The sequence below is a fragment of the Larkinella rosea genome, assembly GCF_003858635.1.
GTDB lineage: Bacteria > Bacteroidota > Bacteroidia > Cytophagales > Spirosomataceae > Larkinella > Larkinella rosea.
The window spans coordinates 689,065-704,442 of record NZ_RQJO01000009.1; the positions used below are offsets into that span (position 1 = coordinate 689,065).

The window sequence follows — 15,378 nt, forward strand, 5'->3', positions numbered from 1 at the left end:
TCGATCTATTGGCCAGAAGCAACCAGCTGGAAGTAGGTTTTTAGGGAACGGTAAACCGATTGCGGTCGGGCTTTTTTAGAAAGGTAATTCGCTCATAATGAGTTTGGAATGGATGCGATGCCATTCGCGTATTCGCAATTGAAAATTAAAATCGATACTTTGGAAAAAAACAGTCATTTGAAGTTGCAATGCGGTTTTTACGTTTAAATGCCGGATGAGTTACACCGGGTAAAACCGCTGTTCGAATGAGAAAGGACGTCATTTACTAAATCCGGTTGGCGCACAATCCCCGGACAAAATAAGTCTGTTACAGACGGAATTGAAATGAATACATGGAACGAAACGCCCACCGATTTAACCGAATTTCTGAACCTCGCCGATTTCGAAGAAAAAGCGGTTGAGCGAATGTCAAAAATGGCGTACGAATACGTGGCCAGCGGGGCGGCTGATGAGCTGACCATCCAATGGAACCGGCAGGCTTTCGACGCGATCAAACTCAATCCGACGGTGCTCAACGGCGTCGGTCAACCCGATACCCGTATTTCGCTTTTGGGTCACGAATTGCCGCATCCGATTCTGATTGCTCCCACGGCGTATCATCAAATCATGCACCCCGAGGGCGAACTGGCCACGGCCCGCGGTGCCGGAGCTGCTTCAGCGGTATACGTGGTAAGTTCGTTTACAACCACACCATTGGCCGAAATTGCGCAGACAGCAACGCAGCCGCTCTGGTTCCAGTTGTACGTCCGCGACGACCGGGAATACACCCGAAATCTGATTCAGGAAGCCGAAGCGCGGGGCTGTCGCGCCATCTGCATTACCGTCGATACGGCGGTGCCGGGCGTGCGAAACCGGCAGGAGAAAGGCGGGTTTAACCTACCGGATCACGTCATTACGCACCACATGCCGGGGCCGCTGAACGAGAAAAAACCGCTGACCTGGAAGGATATCGAGTGGATTAACTCGTTTGCCAAAACGCCGGTTTTGCTGAAAGGTATCCTGAATGCGGAAGATGCCGAAAAGGCCGTTCAGGCCGGAGCGTCCGGAATCATTGTCTCCAACCACGGCGGCCGAAATCTGGACACGGTTCCGGCCACGATCGACGCGCTGCCACGCGTTGCCGACCGGGTGAACGGGCGCATACCGGTTTTGATGGATGGCGGCATCCGGCGCGGAACGGATGTCCTGAAAGCCATTGCGCTGGGTGCGCGGGCGGTTTTGGTGGGCAAACCGGTTTGCTTCGGACTGGCGTGTGGCGGGGCCGCCGGTGTAACGAAAGTCATTGAACTCCTGAAAACCGAACTGGAAATTGCCATGATTTTAACGGGAAGAGCGACGATTCCGCAGATCGATCGGTCGGTTATCTGGAAATGAGGTCGATTGTACCGTAAAATCCCGGAGAAAATAGGGCTGGCGACGGTATAGACGGCTCCCCAATCCCTTTGGAATGTATGAAGAAAACCATCCTGATCGGTCTTTTAGGTCTGAGCAGTCTCCTGACGTTTGGGCAAACCGGCGACTATTACCTGTATGTGGGGACGTATACCCGCAAAACCAGCGAAGGCATTTACGTGTATCGGTTCAATTCCAAAACCGGTGATTTTGCGCCCGTGGGCATTGCCAAAGGTTCAAATCCTTCCTTTCTGTCGATTTCGGCCAATCAGCGGTTTTTGTATACGGTCGGGGGAGGGGGTGATACGGCCCGGGCGTTCGCAATCGACAAAGCCTCGCACCAGTTGACGCTGCTGAATGCCCAACCAACCGGCGGCAAAGGGGGCACACACCTGGAAGTGGACAAAACCGGTAAGTGGCTGATTATCGGCAACTACTCGAGCGGAAACCTGAGCATTCTGCCCGTTGAGGCCGATGGATCGCTGGGGAAATTGAAGGAAGTAATTCAACACGAAGGAAAAAGCGTTGACCCGGAGCGGCAGACAAAACCGTATGTGCATTCCATCAACATTGCGCCCAATAACCGCGATGTTTTCGTGCCTGACCTGGGCACCGACAAGATCATGACCTACACGCTGGATGCAAAAACCGGGCAACTGACGCCGGGAAATCCGCCGTTTACCACCGAAACCCCCGGCTCCGGCCCCCGGCATTTTACGTACCATCCGAACGGGAAATTTGCCTACGTCATCCACGAAATGGGCGGAACGATTACGGGTTTTACGTACAAAAACGGCGCGCTGACCCCTTTCCAGACGATTAAAACATTGCCGGACGATTATACCGGTCGTAAATGGTGCGCTGATATTCACATTTCGCCCGATGGTAAATTCCTGTACGGCTCCAACCGCGCGCACGAAAGTCTGGCGATTTATAGCATCAATTCCAAAACCGGTCAGCTTACGCTGGTAGGCTATCAGAATGTATTGGGCAAAACGCCCCGGAATTTCGCCATCGATCCGACCGGGAATTTTGTGCTGGTGGCCAATCAGGATAGCGACAACATCACCATTTTCAAACGGGACGCAGCAACCGGCAAACTGACGCCAACGGGCAAAGAGATGGCGGTTTCGATGCCGGTTTGTCTGAAATTTATTCCGTGAAAACCGCTCGTCATCTCATGCAAAAACCGCTTTTCTGGCTCCTGTTAATTCTGGTAAAAACCGGTTTTGCTCAGCGTCCGGACTTTCTGAAAAAAGACAGCATCCAATCGTCGCTGGACGGCAATACGCAGGTTTTTTATTACGACAGATCCCGTATCGCAACGCCCCAGCCGCTGGTGGTCGAATTGCACTCCTGGAGTAATTCGGCTGACTCCCAGAAAGATATGCTGGCGGTGCAGGCGAACGCCAAAAGCTGGAATTACATCTTTCCGAATTTTCGGGGCGTCAACAATCACCCGAAAGCGTGTTGCAGCGATTTTGTGATTTCGGACATCGACGAAGCCATCGACTGGGCGTTGAAAAACCTGACGGTCGATCCGAAACGCATTTACGTCGTCGGCACGAGCGGGGGCGGTTATGCGACCCTGGCGATGTACATGAAATCCCGGCATGCCATTCACACATTTTCGGCCTGGGCGTCCATTTCCGATTTGTCAGCCTGGTATGGCGAGTCGGTGGAACGAAAGAATAAATACGCGGCCGAAATTGTCCAGTGTACCGGAGCCACCGGCGGTTTTGATGCGCAAAAAGCCCGGGAACGTTCGCCCTTATTCTGGAAAACGCCCGTTAAAAAGCGGAAAAACAGCCACTTACAAATCTACGCGGGTATTCACGACGGGTATACGGGTTCGGTGCCGATTTCGCATTCCATCCGGTTTTACAATAAGGTTGTAACGGATTTCAACGCGAGAAATAAAGGGCTGACGGTTTCAGAAAAAGACGCGGAGGAGATGCTCAAAACCCAGACATTTCCGGCAACAAAACCGCCTAAGACCATCGGCGACCGGGCGGTTTTGTATCAAAAAAAGTCAGGAAATAACCGCCTGACTATTTTTGAAGGTACGCATGAAATTCTGAAAGATGCCGCCCTGGAACAGATTTTAGCCTGGTAATCGGATTCATTGCCATCGGTGGTTAAGGCTGGTTCTGCCAGGTCTTTGCGACAGATTTCCTTGCAGGTTTGATCACCCAATTTTCACCGAAGTCATTGTAAGTGAACCCGCAACGGCGCGGTCGTTAAAGAACGAAACCGGGTCTTTACGGCCTTTCAGGCCCAGCGTATACAGCAGGGGCAGGTAGTGTTCCGGGGTCGGAATCGCCAGCAAAGCGTCTTTTCCGAGCGTTGTATAATTGACCATCGGTTGAAAATCGCCCGCACTGATCAGGTTCTTGAACGTATCGTTGAGGGTGTTCGCCCAATCGTATCCGTAGTTCGGCACGTCCATTTTATCCCAGGCCACCATCCGCAGGTTGTGAACCATGTTTCCGCTGCCGATGATCAAAACGCCTTTCCGCCGAAGCGCATACAGTTCTTTCGCCAGATCGAAATGGTATTGCGGCCCTTTGGTGTAGTCGATGCTCAGTTGCAAAACCGGAATTTTCGCGTCGGGATACATGTGCCGGACAATCGTCCAGGTGCCGTGGTCCAGGCCCCAGTCGTGATCCAGTTCGACCTGCGCCGAGTGGAGCAGCGAAACCGTCTCCCTGGCTAAAACCGGATTGCCGGGCGCCGGATATTGCACATCGAACAATGCCTGCGGAAAACCGCCGAAGTCGTGAATGGTTTTCGGGAAATTCATGGCGGTAATTTTGGTTCCCCGGGTAAACCAGTGGGCCGAAACCACCAGAACCGCCGACGGGGTCGGAATTTCCTTCGCCATTGTTTTCCAGCGACGACTAAATCCATTATCCTGAATGCCGTTCATCGGCGAACCGTGGCCGACGAACAACACCGGCATCAGGGTGCCTTGTTCTTCCAGACCATCGGTAAATTTTCTGAATTCGGGTAAGGTATTCATACTCAGTACTCCCGTTAAAATTGTTTTGACAAATTGATTGCGTTTCATACCCAAAGTCACTAATGCGCCAGCGGTTTGCTCAGCGACAGAATCGGATTGAAACCAGCGGTTTTGAAGAGGTCAAAAACCGTATTCAGGGCATTGGGGTGAATACCGGCGACAAACACATCGGCCGGTTTTTCATCACTGAACGAGTTGATGACGTTGACGACTTTGGCGTTTGGCAATTCCCGCTGCCAGTCTTCGCTACGGGTATGATTTAAAAAATCGGACATACGAATGACAATTTTGCCGGTTGAAACGTCCCGGATGCGGTTGGCCAGTTCACTGACGGGCTGGTCAGATTCCCCCACCACGATGAGATCGGCCTCCCAGCACGCGTTGACCTGACAGTCAATTACTTCAATGTCGGCGGATGGCGTGTTACGGAGAATTCGGTTGACAAGTGCCTGAGCCTTTGCCGTTTCGCGGTCGAACAGCAGCAGTCGATACCGGCAGGTAGCTAATTGGGAGGCCAGTTCTTTTTCCGCATCTCCGATTCCGAGCAGGGCAATCGTTGGTTTCATGGTGAGCGTTACGTTTGTTGAGTCGTTGATTTCCCCACAAAAGTACGCGCGCCGGTCGGGCGAAAACGATGGCTTAGTACAAGAAAAATCGTTGTACCAGGTCAATGAAATTTACGCATCGGACGGTTTTCGGCCGCGAATTCGGCTTAGAAAAGCGGGCGTGATGCCCAGGTAAGAAGCAATCATGTGTTGCGGAACCCGCTGAACAATGTCGGGGTACCGCTGAACGAATTCCCGGTATTTTTCTTCCGCCGACTGGCTGAGCGAGTTAACCAGACGGCGGTGGGTGGCCACGTAATTGTTCTGTAGAATGAGCCGCAGATACCGTTCCATTTTGGTCACCACCTGCACCATCCGTTCGTTCGACGCCTGATCGAGCAGCAGCAATTCCGCATCTTCCAGGGCTTCAATGTTATAGCGCGCCGGTTCGCCGGTCAGGTAGCTGTACAGGTCGGAAGCCCACCAGCCTTCGGGCGCAAACTGCACGATGTGTTCCACGCCTTTTTCATCGACCGTGTAAACGCGCAGCAGCCCTTTGTCAACAAACGCAATGTATTTGTCGATGTCTCCTTCCTGCAACAAAAACTGTTTTCGACGCAGTTTTTTAGGGATAAAGAGGGTTTTCAGAAACGCAAACTCGTCGTCAGTTAGCTCGACCAGGCGGGAAATATGGCGGAAAAGGCGGTCGTACATGGCGGAAAAGACGGGCGATAACGGGCTTGAAATGGACCGATTAATGCGGCATTACGGTTTTGGCTTCAGGTACGGCGGATCGGGTGGGAGCGGAATGACATCGGTTTCACCGGCAAGAATCGGAAAGTTTTGGTTTCGCCAATCCTGCTTGGCCTGTTCAATGCGGTCGAGGCTGGTCGAAACAAAATTCCAGTAAATATGCCGTCCTTCGGGGAAAGGCTCACCACCAAATACATAAACCGTGCTGTTGGCGTTGATCACAAATTCGCAAAGCTGGCTGTTTTTGGCCACCAGAATGCGTTTCGGGTCATACGTAAAGCCTTCGCTTTCAATGCTGCCTTCCAGAATATACAGCCCGGCTTCCCCGAACAAATCGTCGCCAAGCCGGATGGTTTGTGTAGTGGGGCTTTTGATTTCCAGCAAGAAAAGCGGGCTGTAAACCGGCACGGGCGACTGGCGGCCGAAAGCCGCACCCGCAATCAGTTTGTAGGAAACGCCGTCGGTTTCCCAGGCCGGTATTTCGTCGGCGGCCGCGTGGAAAAAGGTGGGTGCCATTTCTTCCAGCTCTTTCGGCAGTGCCACCCAGATTTGCAAACCGTGCAGCGTTTTGTCCGAATGGCGCAGGTGGAGAGGGGTACGCTCGGAGTGAACAATGCCTTTGCCCGCCGTCATCCAGTTAACCTGACCGGGCGTAATTTCAACTTCCGTATCGAGCGTGTCTTTGTGCAGAATCGCTCCGTCAAAAAGATACGTCAGCGTCGAGAGACCGATGTGCGGATGCGGACCAATGTCAATATTTTCGTGATCGCTCAGCTTGGCGGGCCCCATGTGGTCGATAAATATAAATGGTCCCACCATTCGTTTTTCCCGGAAAGGCAACAACCGACCGACCAGAAAATGGCCGATGTCGGCCGGACGTTCTTCGATAATGATATTGATATTCGACATGGAAAGGCGATTCGTACAATGCGGGAGCAAAATACGAAAAGTTGCGTAAGCTGCTACGTTGCCCGGCTTCGCGGTTAACCTTACATGCGCCGTTCGTGGTGAATCGCGATGCTGTAGCCGGTGTAGTTTCCGGCAATACCGTTGCCGGAGTCGGCGGGTTTGAAACTGACGACAATTTTGTCCTTGTAAAAAATCTGCCGTTCCGTAAACTCCGATCCGGCCATGGTTTCGGCCGGTTTGAAGCCCATCGCCAGTAATTCTTCCCGTAAAACCGCCTGCACGGTTTTTGAAGGCTGCTGAAAATTTAGCAAGCCCAACTGGCTGTTGCAGATGTATTGAATCAGCGTGGTGGTTTGCGTAAGTTCACTCACATACGGAAAGGGCTGAAATTCATAAATACAGGCGGGATTGGCTACGCTTTGGGACCGGTTTTTAAACACAAATCCTTTGCGGAACATGCAGGAATCAAACTGAGCGGTTTTCAGGCAGGTAATGTCAATGAGTTCACGCATGGTGATGTGTTGGGCGAAAACCGGACTGCAACAACCCATGAACAGGAAAAAAATAACACGTTTCATAGCGGCAATTTTTTTGTTATACAAGCAAACAATTTGCCAATTACGTACGAACGAACCTTAGTCTGTGAGATTTTGGCAGAGTTTATAACTCATGGAATCACCAGAATCTCACGGACTAAAGTCCATGGGTACGGGTACGCGTTAATGCGCTTTTGAGAACTTGGCGCCGAAGAGGAAAATGACGGCGTAGCAGAGGATGGGCAGGTAGTAGGCTGTTGCCACGTCGTAGTCGGCCACAGCTCCCATTGCGAAGGGGAAAAAGGCTCCTCCGCAGACGCCCATCGAAATAAACGACGCACCTTGCTGCGTATGCGGCCCCAGATTTTTCAATCCTAGACTAAAGATGGTCGGGAACATAATGCTGAAAAAGAAATTCAACATCAGCAGGGCGATGAACGACGGCCAGCCCCAGCTTTGGGCGACAATCAGACACATGAGAATATTGCTCGCGGCAAAAATCGCCAGGAGTGAATTGGGAGCGATAAACCGCATCAGAAACGTGCCGACAAACCGCCCGGCCAACATCAGGGCCATGAACAACACCATGTAATTCCCGGCGGTGGCGTCGGAGAATCCCATTTTTTCGTGGCCATAATTGATGAAAAAGGCCCAGGTACCACCCTGAGCAGCCACGTTGAAAAACTGCGCGATAACCGCCCAGACGAAATGCCGGTGCTGAAACAGACTTTTTTCCGGTTCGAGATCGACGTTCGCGGCATCCGGATCGGCAGCTGCGTGCGGATCATTGAGCGCAGGGACTTTGACGAACGAAAACAAGACCGCAATCCCGGCAATCACACTGCCAATCGCGATGTACAGCATCTTGACCGAAGTTAGATCGGTGCTCCCTTCCGTATTGTTCCGTAATAAAAAATAGGAACCAATTGCCGGCCCCATAATGGCACCCAATGCGTTGAATGCCTGCGCAAAATTGATCCGCTGATCGCTGGTACGCTGGTCGCCGAGCGACGCGACGAACGGGTGTGCCACGGTTTCCAGCGTGGAAAGACCGCATCCTAAAATGAAGAGTGCCAGCCCGAAATACGGAAAGGACGCAGCACTGGCCGCAGGTACGAACAGAAAAGATCCGGTGGCAAAAAGTCCCAGGCCCAGCAAAACCCCGGCTTTATACCCAAACCGCTTCATGAACAAACCGGCGGGAATGCCCATGACAAAATAGGCACCGAAAATAGCAAACTGGACGAAAGCCGACTGGGTTTTGGTCAGACTCAAAACATGCTGAAAGTGTTTGTTGAGAACGTCGCCCATCGTAATGGCGATTCCCCAGAACATAAACAACGAAGTGACGAAGACCAGGGTGAGGAGGTACTTGTTTTCAGTGAAAGCCGCTGGCTTTGGGTTACTTACACTTGACTGCATGGGTAAGGAGTTGGTTTAAGCGACGTAGGAGTTCGGGTAACATATTGAATTGTTGGACAATGTAACGCTAAATTTTAACTTGGTAAATTACTACATCAAAAAAGCCAACCCGTTTCGGGGCTGGCTTTTGATTTCGGTAAAACCGTCGATGGCTTATTTTTCGTGTTTGAAAACCTTCACCATGTACACGCTCTCCTGGATTTTTTTGATCTGATCCTTGCGGGCGAGTTTGGCGAGTCCGTTTTTGCGGCTCATCCGAATGGAGTTGTTTTTGAGCGAATCGGTCGGGATAGCGGAGATGGCCCGGAAGAGGTAATCGGTTTTGATGGCAAACGTAGCGCCTTCCGACGAGGTTTGCTTGCCGCTGATGATCCCGATGACATTGCCTTTTTCGTCGAGCAGCGGACCGCCGGAGTTCCCCGGATTCACGCTGATGGCGACCTGATAAGCCGTTGAATCTCCCCGGTAACCGGTTTGCGAACTCAAATAGCCTTCGCCGTAAACGATTTCTTCGCGCGGGAAACCGAGTGTAAAGACGCGTTCGCCCAGATCCGAAGGAGCGGCTTCAAAACCGTACGGCAATACGGTTTTTACCCGGAAAGCGCTGTCTTCGTGCACCTGCAGAATCGCCAGATCGTATTTCCGGTCGGCGTAAACAACTTTGGCTTTGTAAATATCACCGCGCGTACTTTGAATGTACACCGAGTCGGCATCCTGAATGATGTGCGTATTGGTAACCAGATAACCGTCTGGCGACAATAAAAAACCCGAACCGGCCACCTGACCCGGGTTGATCTGCAAAGCGCGTTCGCGGGCGTTCAAATCCTGCAAAATCGCGTTCTGTGACCGCCGGATGGCTTGCAAATCCCGGCGCATCATGCTGTATTGTTCCTGTTGCTTGTGACTCGACTGATACTGACGAATCAGCATCAGCGTACCAAACGTGGTGATCAGGGCAACGGTTGCGGCCACCGCCAGAATCGGGCGGTAGGTTTGCCACAGCTGCCGGACCGTGCCGCCGTTGCGGTGCAGTTTCCGAACTTTCGAAAGTTGATTGACTTCCTCCCGAACGGCGTCCATGTCCAGACTGGCCTGAATGCGGTTCAACCGGGCCCGGAAATCCGTCCGTTGGCCATAGGTTTTCATGGCCTTTACCAATTGTTGCTGTTCCCGGGCGCGTTGCGCCAGAACCGGGTCCGACCGACGGAGTGTTTCAAATTCCAGCCGCTCGGTTTCGGTCAGCTCGTTGCGGAGCCATTTGTCAACCCAGTCGGTGAATTTCTGATTGTCAATCATATCACTCTTCTTTAAAAACTGAAAAAAATAGCCGTTTTAGCCGCATCAGACATTTATACTTCTGTGTTTTGGCATTATCGGCGTTGGTATACCCAAACTTTTCGGTAATATCCTGCATCGACAGGTGGTGGATGTAGAAATCCTCCAGCAAGGTCCGGCAGGGTTCTCCCAATCGGTCGAGTGAATCGGCCATCAGGTCGAACTGGCGGTCGCGGGCTTCGTGATCGGTCAAATCATCATCCACCTCCGCAACTCCTTCGGTATCCAAAAGCGAATTTCCGTTCCGGTTTCGCATCGACAACTGCTTAAGCCAAAGCCGACGGCTCACCGAATAGAGGTATGTTTTTAACTGGCAATGTAATTCCAGCGAATCCGTAGTGACTTTCTCGTACAGGACGATCAAGGTTTCCTGATAAATATCTTTGGCATCGTCTTCGGTGCCGCTGTTATTCAGAATCAGGTGCATCACCATCGGAAAATACCGTTTATACAGCTCTTCCAGCACTGTGTCCGAACCGTTGGCCAGGCCCGCAAGGAGTTGGTCATCAGATAAATGCGAACGGTTGGATTCTGTCATTGCTTCCTTGCCTACTTAATACGATTCCGGGTCAAATGTAACCCAAAAAATTTTTTTAATTTTTTTGAAAAAAGATGGGTTACCTAACGGCCATTCCTGTATTAAGGGTGAGATCTATTAACACTTAAACTGACTACTCTCATGAAACGTATTGTAAAATCTGTTTTGTTCGTTGCAACGATGGTTTCTTTGGCAGCTGCTTGCCAGTCTAAAAAAGCGGAAGATACTACGTCTACAACGGACTCAACTGCAATGTCTTCAGACTCATCAATGATGTCTGACACGACGATGGCAACTGATAGCATGTCTGCTGATTCAGCAAAATAAGCTATACGTTACTTATTAACGTACGAAAGCCGTCCAGCAATGGGCGGCTTTTTGTTTTTCTGCCATTTTACTCCTGAAAACCGGTTTTTGCGGCAAAAACCGGTTGCACTCCGGACGGAATAGTTTGCCAAAACTATTATTCTTATTTAGACTTTTGAAAAATAATAACACAAAATCGTTGTTTATTTAGAAATAGTCTAATTAATTTGTGCCTGTAAAATGACCGGAATAAAATGGCGAAGAAAGTCTATTTGATTATATTCATACTGATTGTCAGCGGATCGGCCTACGCGCAGGGCATTTCAAAAACCGAACGGATCGTGTCCCTGAATGGCACCCTAACCGAAATTCTCTGCGACCTGGGTTTGCAACATCAAATTGTGGGCGTCGATATCACCAGCACCTATCCGGCGGCCATGGATAAAGTCCCGAAAGTTGGGCATAACCGCAATATCGGCGCCGAAGCGGTTTTGGCCCTGCGCCCGACGGTTATCGTAGCCGCGAAGTCCAACGGCAGCATGGACATAAAACCGGAAGTGCTGCAACAATTCAAAAGTGCCGGGGTGAAAACCCTGCTTTTTGACCAGGAAACGAGCGTGGCCGGAACCAGGGCACTGATCAATGAAGTCGCCAAAGCCGTGGGCGCAACCGCCAAAGCAACCGCGATCAATCGTAAACTGGACGCCGATCTTGCCAAAGTGAAGAAACCGGTCAAAGCTCAGAAAGTACTCTTCATTTACGCCCGGGGCACCGGCACCATGATGGTTTCAGGCCGGAATACACCAATCGAAAAAATTGTTCAACTGGCCGGTGCGCAGAATGCCTTCAACGATTTTGATAATTATAAACCACTCACTCCCGAAGCGCTCGTGGTCGGGAATCCCGATGTAATCCTGCTGTTTACGAGTGGGTTAGAGAGCCTGGGCGGCATCGACGGTTTGCTGAAAGTACAGGGAATTGCCCAAACCAACGCGGGTAAAAACCGCCGGGTAATTGAAATGGACGGCCAGTTGCTGACCGGTTTTAGCCCACGTCTGGGCCTGGCCGTGCAGGAACTGAGCCGGAAACTGAATCCCGAACTGTCCCTGAAAAACTAACGACTCCGACTGATTCCATGCAAGCCGACCTCCCCAATACCCTGACTGCCGCACCGCCGAAACGTTCTGTCCAAACCGGGTTGCCCCGTGCCAAAGGCGGGTGGCTGAACGGCTTGCTGATCGTGCTGCTGGTGGTCGTGATGATCTGGTCGGTGGGCATCGGCGCCGTATCGATTCCGATTCCGGACGTGCTGGCGATTCTGTTGGGAAAGATTGGCTGGAACATTGGCGTCGTCGAACCGCAGCAGGAAACCGTATTGACCGTGATTCGCCTGCCGCGCATTCTATTGGGCGTGCTGGTCGGTGGCGTTCTCGGTATTTCCGGCGCGGCCATTCAGGGCTTATTTCGCAATCCGCTGGCCGATCCGGGCCTGATCGGGATTTCGTCGGGAGCCTCCGTCATGGCGGTTTTGATGATCGTACTGCAACTGAAGGTTTTCCAGGACCTGTCGTCGCTTTCCGGTTTGTACGCGCTGTCACTGGCGGCTTTTGCCGGAGCGGTTTTTACAACGCTGCTGGTCTACACGCTGGCGCGTAAAAACGGCCGAACCGTTGTTTCAACGATGTTACTGGTCGGAATTGCCATCAATGTATTGTGCGAATCGCTGCGCGGTTTGATGATGTATCTGGCCGATGAAGCGCAATTGCGGGCCATTTCCTACTGGAGCATGGGCAGTCTGGGTGGGGCAAGTTGGGACGTGCTACAGGTTGCCTCGCCGTTTTTGCTGATTCCGATTCTGTTGATGCCCCGGCTGAGTAAATCCATGAATGCGTTCGCGCTGGGCGAAAGTCAGGCGGGTCATTTGGGAGTCGATGTTTCGAAACTGAAACGGAATGTCATTATTCTGGCGACGCTGGGCGTCGGCGTCGCGGTGGCGGTTTCGGGCGTGATCGGTTTTATTGGACTGGTCGTTCCGCACCTGATTCGTCAGATTTCGGGCGCCAACCACCGGACGGTTTTACCGGCTTCGGCCCTGCTGGGAGCCATTGTCCTGACGTTATCGGATCTGGTGGCACGTACCATCGTCACTCCCGCCGAATTACCCATCGGAATCATCACCGGTATGATCGGTGCGCCAACGTTTTTGTACATGCTGATCCGGGGGGCGGGCGATCGGGCCTGAATACCGTAAACCAAAAAAACGAGTATCATGCTGGAAGCGCAACATATCACGCATCAAATTAACCGGAAAACGTTGCTGGACGACGTATCGCTGGTGGTGCGGCCGGGCGAACTGGTGGCGGTAGTCGGAGCCAATGGCGCCGGGAAATCGACGCTTTTGAAAACGATTAGCCGGGAGTTGACGCCCACCAAAGGGGAGGTGGTGCTGGATAAAAAACCGCTTAACCGGTTTTCGTCACTCGATCTGGCCCGACGGCGGGCGGTTTTGGCGCAGCAGAACCCGTTGGCGTTCGAGTTCAGCGTTTATGAATTGGTGATGATGGGGCGGTATCCGCATTTTGAAGGTCACCCACATCCCGAAGATCTGGCGATTGTCGATTTTGCGCTGGAGCGAACCGGCATTGCTCATTTGGCCAGACGGGCCGTTCCGACGCTTTCGGGCGGGGAGCAGCAGCGGGTTCACCTGGCCAAAATTCTGGCCCAATTGATGGGCATCGAGGAAATCAATCGGCCCGAAGCATCCATTCGTCAGACTAAATATTTGCTGCTCGACGAACCGACTACGGGGCTGGATTTTTATTACCAGCACAGTTTGCTGGAAGTAGCCAGTGAACTCACCCGGCGCGGTTACGGTGTTGTCGCGATCTTGCACGATCTGAATCTGGTGATGCAATACGCCGATAACGTGCTGTTGCTCAGGGAAGGAAAAGCCCTGTCGTTTGGCAAACCGGCCTCGGTGCTGACAGCGGAGTCCATTTTTAACGCATTCAATTTATCCGTTCATATTATTCACCAGCCCGAACTGGACTGTCCGCTGATTGTCCATACCCGGCAAACCGTTCCTCTCACGGCTCAAATTAATTAACGAAACAACATGACAACGACCGTTCTCGACCTGAAAAAACACTATGCAGCTTTCAAAGCCGAAAATCCGAAAGTGCGCATTCGCGATGCGGCTCAGCAATTGGGCGTAAGCGAAGCCGAACTGGTTGCCACGGGCGTGGGCGAAACCGCTACCCAACTGGAAGGCGATTTTCGGGAATTATTGAAAGAAGTACCCACGCTGGGGTACGTTATGGCGTTGACCCGCAATGAAAGTGTCGTGCACGAACGCAAAGGCGAATACCTGAATGTGTCGTTCAACGGCCATGTTGGGCTGGTTTTGGGCGAAGACATTGACCTGCGGTTGTTTCTGGCCAGCTGGAAATTTGGGTTTGCCGTTCACGAAAATGATCGCAAAAGCCTGCAGTTCTTTGCCGGGGACGGTGAGGCCATTCATAAAATTTACCTGACCGATAAAAGCAATGAAGCGGCTTACGACGCCCTCGTTGCGAAATACCGGGCGGCCAATCCGTCGGGTCAGCTGGAAATAGAGCCCAAACCGGAAACCGTTGCCCCCACGCCTGATTCGGAAATCGACGTGGCGGCTTTTCAGGAAGCCTGGTTGAACCTGAAAGACACGCACGAGTTTTTTGGCATGTTGCGGAAGAATAAAGTAAACCGCTTGCAGGCTATGCAGTTTGCGCCGGAAGGGTACGCACTGCCGATTTCGATGGATGCGGTGAAGAACGTCTTTACCGAAGTTTCTAAAACCGGTCTGCCAATCATGATTTTTGTCGGAAACCGGGGATGTATTCAAATCCATACGGGCGAAGTGCGGAAACTGGTGGCGATGGGACCGTGGTTTAACGTGCTCGATCCGCAGTTTAACCTCCATTTGCGCGAAGACCACATCGCGTCGGCCTGGGTGGTGAAGAAGCCAACCACGGATGGCATTGTCACGAGCCTGGAATTGTACGACGCCGAGGGCAATCAGATTGCGCTGGTTTTTGGTAAACGCAAACCCGGCATTCCCGAAAAAACCGAATGGCGCGAAGTGGTTGCCCAAACGGCTTTGGCAGTAAATTAATTAACACCCTGTCAGCGGCCAACGGCCCTGACAGCGGTTTTCCCCAAACTTCTGCATAATCCGAATAAAGAATTTGGAATAGCAATGGTGAACGCACCGCTGTCAGGGCCGTTGGCCGCTGACAGGGTGGGTAACAAAATCGAGCTTTCATTCGCTATTTTGGTTCGAATTATGCCAAATAAAATAATCGAATGAATCTTGAATAAATTCAAAAACTGTTGAACGTACTGGTCTTTCGAACGAACATCAATTCCGCGCAGCGACTCCATAAGGCGGCTTGCCGGTTGTGCAAACTGCGGGGCGTTTGCCGGTGGAGCGTCGATATGGAAGACCGGGACTGTGTCCTGCGGATCGAAGCACCGGAAGATTCGGCGGAACCGTATTCTGAGCAGACGGTTATCCGGATGCTAACCAAAGCTGGACTCGAATGCGAAGTGCTGACCTGATTCAAGTGGATGTTTCATGCCAAA

The 15,378-nt window shown here is 51.9% G+C and carries 17 protein-coding genes; 9 read left to right on the plus strand and 8 right to left on the minus strand.

Going from position 1 to position 15,378, the window contains the following annotated elements; genetic code table 11:
• The first annotated feature begins 324 nt into the window (after positions 1 to 324).
• From EHT25_RS18695 to EHT25_RS18705, 3 genes are all read left to right on the plus strand, one after another.
• Positions 325 to 1,374 (plus strand): alpha-hydroxy acid oxidase, encoded by a 1,050-nt coding sequence (locus EHT25_RS18695; protein ID WP_124876646.1) that lies wholly within the window; start codon positions 325 to 327, stop codon positions 1,372 to 1,374.
• A 77-nt stretch (positions 1,375 to 1,451) separates the two neighbouring features.
• Positions 1,452 to 2,555 (plus strand): lactonase family protein, encoded by a 1,104-nt coding sequence (locus tag EHT25_RS18700; protein WP_124876647.1) that lies wholly within the window; start codon positions 1,452 to 1,454, stop codon positions 2,553 to 2,555.
• Positions 2,556 to 2,572: 17 nt separating this feature from the next.
• Positions 2,573 to 3,508, plus strand: coding sequence for an alpha/beta hydrolase family protein (locus EHT25_RS18705; protein WP_124876648.1), 936 nt, complete (start codon positions 2,573 to 2,575; stop codon positions 3,506 to 3,508).
• Between the two features lie 72 nt (positions 3,509 to 3,580).
• On the opposite strand, the gene ygiD is transcribed toward EHT25_RS18705, so the two are convergent.
• The 8 genes from ygiD to EHT25_RS18745 all read right to left on the minus strand — a co-directional run bounded on the left by ygiD (position 3,581) and on the right by EHT25_RS18745 (position 10,452).
• Positions 3,581 to 4,414 (minus strand): 4,5-DOPA-extradiol-dioxygenase, encoded by an 834-nt coding sequence (ygiD, locus tag EHT25_RS18710; RefSeq protein WP_124876649.1) that lies wholly within the window; start codon positions 4,412 to 4,414, stop codon positions 3,581 to 3,583.
• A 59-nt stretch (positions 4,415 to 4,473) separates the two neighbouring features.
• A complete protein-coding gene (locus tag EHT25_RS18715; RefSeq protein ID WP_124876650.1) occupies positions 4,474 to 4,980 on the minus strand; it encodes an NAD(P)-binding domain-containing protein in 507 nt (168 codons plus the stop codon).
• Positions 4,981 to 5,091: 111 nt separating this feature from the next.
• Positions 5,092 to 5,673, minus strand: a complete 582-nt coding sequence (locus tag EHT25_RS18720; protein ID WP_124876651.1) for a Crp/Fnr family transcriptional regulator — start codon at positions 5,671 to 5,673, stop codon at positions 5,092 to 5,094.
• 51 nt (positions 5,674 to 5,724) lie between these two features.
• A complete protein-coding gene (locus EHT25_RS18725) occupies positions 5,725 to 6,621 on the minus strand; it encodes a pirin family protein (protein WP_124876652.1) in 897 nt (298 codons plus the stop codon).
• An 80-nt stretch (positions 6,622 to 6,701) separates the two neighbouring features.
• Positions 6,702 to 7,199, minus strand: a complete 498-nt coding sequence (locus EHT25_RS18730; RefSeq protein ID WP_124876653.1) for a hypothetical protein — start codon at positions 7,197 to 7,199, stop codon at positions 6,702 to 6,704.
• A 141-nt stretch (positions 7,200 to 7,340) separates the two neighbouring features.
• Positions 7,341 to 8,579 carry an L-fucose:H+ symporter permease gene (gene fucP, locus EHT25_RS18735; protein ID WP_124876654.1) on the minus strand — a complete coding sequence of 413 codons (1,239 nt, stop codon included), beginning with the start codon at positions 8,577 to 8,579 and terminating at the stop codon, positions 7,341 to 7,343.
• A gap of 153 nt (positions 8,580 to 8,732) precedes the next feature.
• On the minus strand, positions 8,733 to 9,875 hold the full coding sequence (locus tag EHT25_RS18740; protein WP_229311636.1) for a S1 family peptidase: 1,143 nt from the start codon (positions 9,873 to 9,875) through the stop codon (positions 8,733 to 8,735).
• Between the two features lies 1 nt (position 9,876).
• Complete coding sequence (locus EHT25_RS18745; protein ID WP_124876655.1) at positions 9,877 to 10,452, minus strand: RNA polymerase sigma factor; 576 nt, start codon at positions 10,450 to 10,452, stop codon at positions 9,877 to 9,879.
• A 141-nt stretch (positions 10,453 to 10,593) separates the two neighbouring features.
• Here EHT25_RS18745 and EHT25_RS18750 point away from each other — a divergent pair, with 141 nt between their 5' ends.
• From EHT25_RS18750 to EHT25_RS18775, 6 genes are all read left to right on the plus strand, one after another.
• The gene (locus EHT25_RS18750; protein ID WP_124876656.1) at positions 10,594 to 10,779 is read left to right on the plus strand and encodes a hypothetical protein; all 186 of its coding nucleotides are present in this window, start codon (positions 10,594 to 10,596) and stop codon (positions 10,777 to 10,779) included.
• A 233-nt stretch (positions 10,780 to 11,012) separates the two neighbouring features.
• Positions 11,013 to 11,876 carry a heme/hemin ABC transporter substrate-binding protein gene (locus tag EHT25_RS18755; RefSeq protein WP_124876657.1) on the plus strand — a complete coding sequence of 288 codons (864 nt, stop codon included), beginning with the start codon at positions 11,013 to 11,015 and terminating at the stop codon, positions 11,874 to 11,876.
• Between the two features lie 17 nt (positions 11,877 to 11,893).
• Positions 11,894 to 13,000: a FecCD family ABC transporter permease gene (locus tag EHT25_RS18760; RefSeq protein WP_124876658.1), complete on the plus strand. Its 1,107-nt coding sequence runs from the start codon at positions 11,894 to 11,896 to the stop codon at positions 12,998 to 13,000.
• 27 nt (positions 13,001 to 13,027) lie between these two features.
• Positions 13,028 to 13,864 carry a heme ABC transporter ATP-binding protein gene (locus EHT25_RS18765; protein ID WP_124876659.1) on the plus strand — a complete coding sequence of 279 codons (837 nt, stop codon included), beginning with the start codon at positions 13,028 to 13,030 and terminating at the stop codon, positions 13,862 to 13,864.
• Between the two features lie 9 nt (positions 13,865 to 13,873).
• Positions 13,874 to 14,908, plus strand: a complete 1,035-nt coding sequence (locus EHT25_RS18770; protein ID WP_124876660.1) for a hemin-degrading factor — start codon at positions 13,874 to 13,876, stop codon at positions 14,906 to 14,908.
• 218 nt (positions 14,909 to 15,126) lie between these two features.
• On the plus strand, positions 15,127 to 15,354 hold the full coding sequence (locus tag EHT25_RS18775; protein ID WP_124876661.1) for a hypothetical protein: 228 nt from the start codon (positions 15,127 to 15,129) through the stop codon (positions 15,352 to 15,354).
• Positions 15,355 to 15,378 lie beyond the last annotated feature (24 nt).

Coding starts and splice junctions, on each gene's coding strand:
- EHT25_RS18695 (WP_124876646.1), top strand. CDS start 325: ATGAATACATGGAACGAAACGCCCACCGATTTAACCGAATTTCTGAAC.
- EHT25_RS18700 (WP_124876647.1), top strand. CDS start 1,452: ATGAAGAAAACCATCCTGATCGGTCTTTTAGGTCTGAGCAGTCTCCTG.
- EHT25_RS18705 (WP_124876648.1), top strand. CDS start 2,573: ATGCAAAAACCGCTTTTCTGGCTCCTGTTAATTCTGGTAAAAACCGGT.
- ygiD (WP_124876649.1), bottom strand. CDS start 4,414: ATGAATACCTTACCCGAATTCAGAAAATTTACCGATGGTCTGGAAGAA.
- EHT25_RS18715 (WP_124876650.1), bottom strand. CDS start 4,980: ATGAAACCAACGATTGCCCTGCTCGGAATCGGAGATGCGGAAAAAGAA.
- EHT25_RS18720 (WP_124876651.1), bottom strand. CDS start 5,673: ATGTACGACCGCCTTTTCCGCCATATTTCCCGCCTGGTCGAGCTAACT.
- EHT25_RS18725 (WP_124876652.1), bottom strand. CDS start 6,621: ATGTCGAATATCAATATCATTATCGAAGAACGTCCGGCCGACATCGGC.
- EHT25_RS18730 (WP_124876653.1), bottom strand. CDS start 7,199: ATGAAACGTGTTATTTTTTTCCTGTTCATGGGTTGTTGCAGTCCGGTT.
- fucP (WP_124876654.1), bottom strand. CDS start 8,579: ATGCAGTCAAGTGTAAGTAACCCAAAGCCAGCGGCTTTCACTGAAAAC.
- EHT25_RS18740 (WP_229311636.1), bottom strand. CDS start 9,875: ATGATTGACAATCAGAAATTCACCGACTGGGTTGACAAATGGCTCCGC.
- EHT25_RS18745 (WP_124876655.1), bottom strand. CDS start 10,452: ATGACAGAATCCAACCGTTCGCATTTATCTGATGACCAACTCCTTGCG.
- EHT25_RS18750 (WP_124876656.1), top strand. CDS start 10,594: ATGAAACGTATTGTAAAATCTGTTTTGTTCGTTGCAACGATGGTTTCT.
- EHT25_RS18755 (WP_124876657.1), top strand. CDS start 11,013: ATGGCGAAGAAAGTCTATTTGATTATATTCATACTGATTGTCAGCGGA.
- EHT25_RS18760 (WP_124876658.1), top strand. CDS start 11,894: ATGCAAGCCGACCTCCCCAATACCCTGACTGCCGCACCGCCGAAACGT.
- EHT25_RS18765 (WP_124876659.1), top strand. CDS start 13,028: ATGCTGGAAGCGCAACATATCACGCATCAAATTAACCGGAAAACGTTG.
- EHT25_RS18770 (WP_124876660.1), top strand. CDS start 13,874: ATGACAACGACCGTTCTCGACCTGAAAAAACACTATGCAGCTTTCAAA.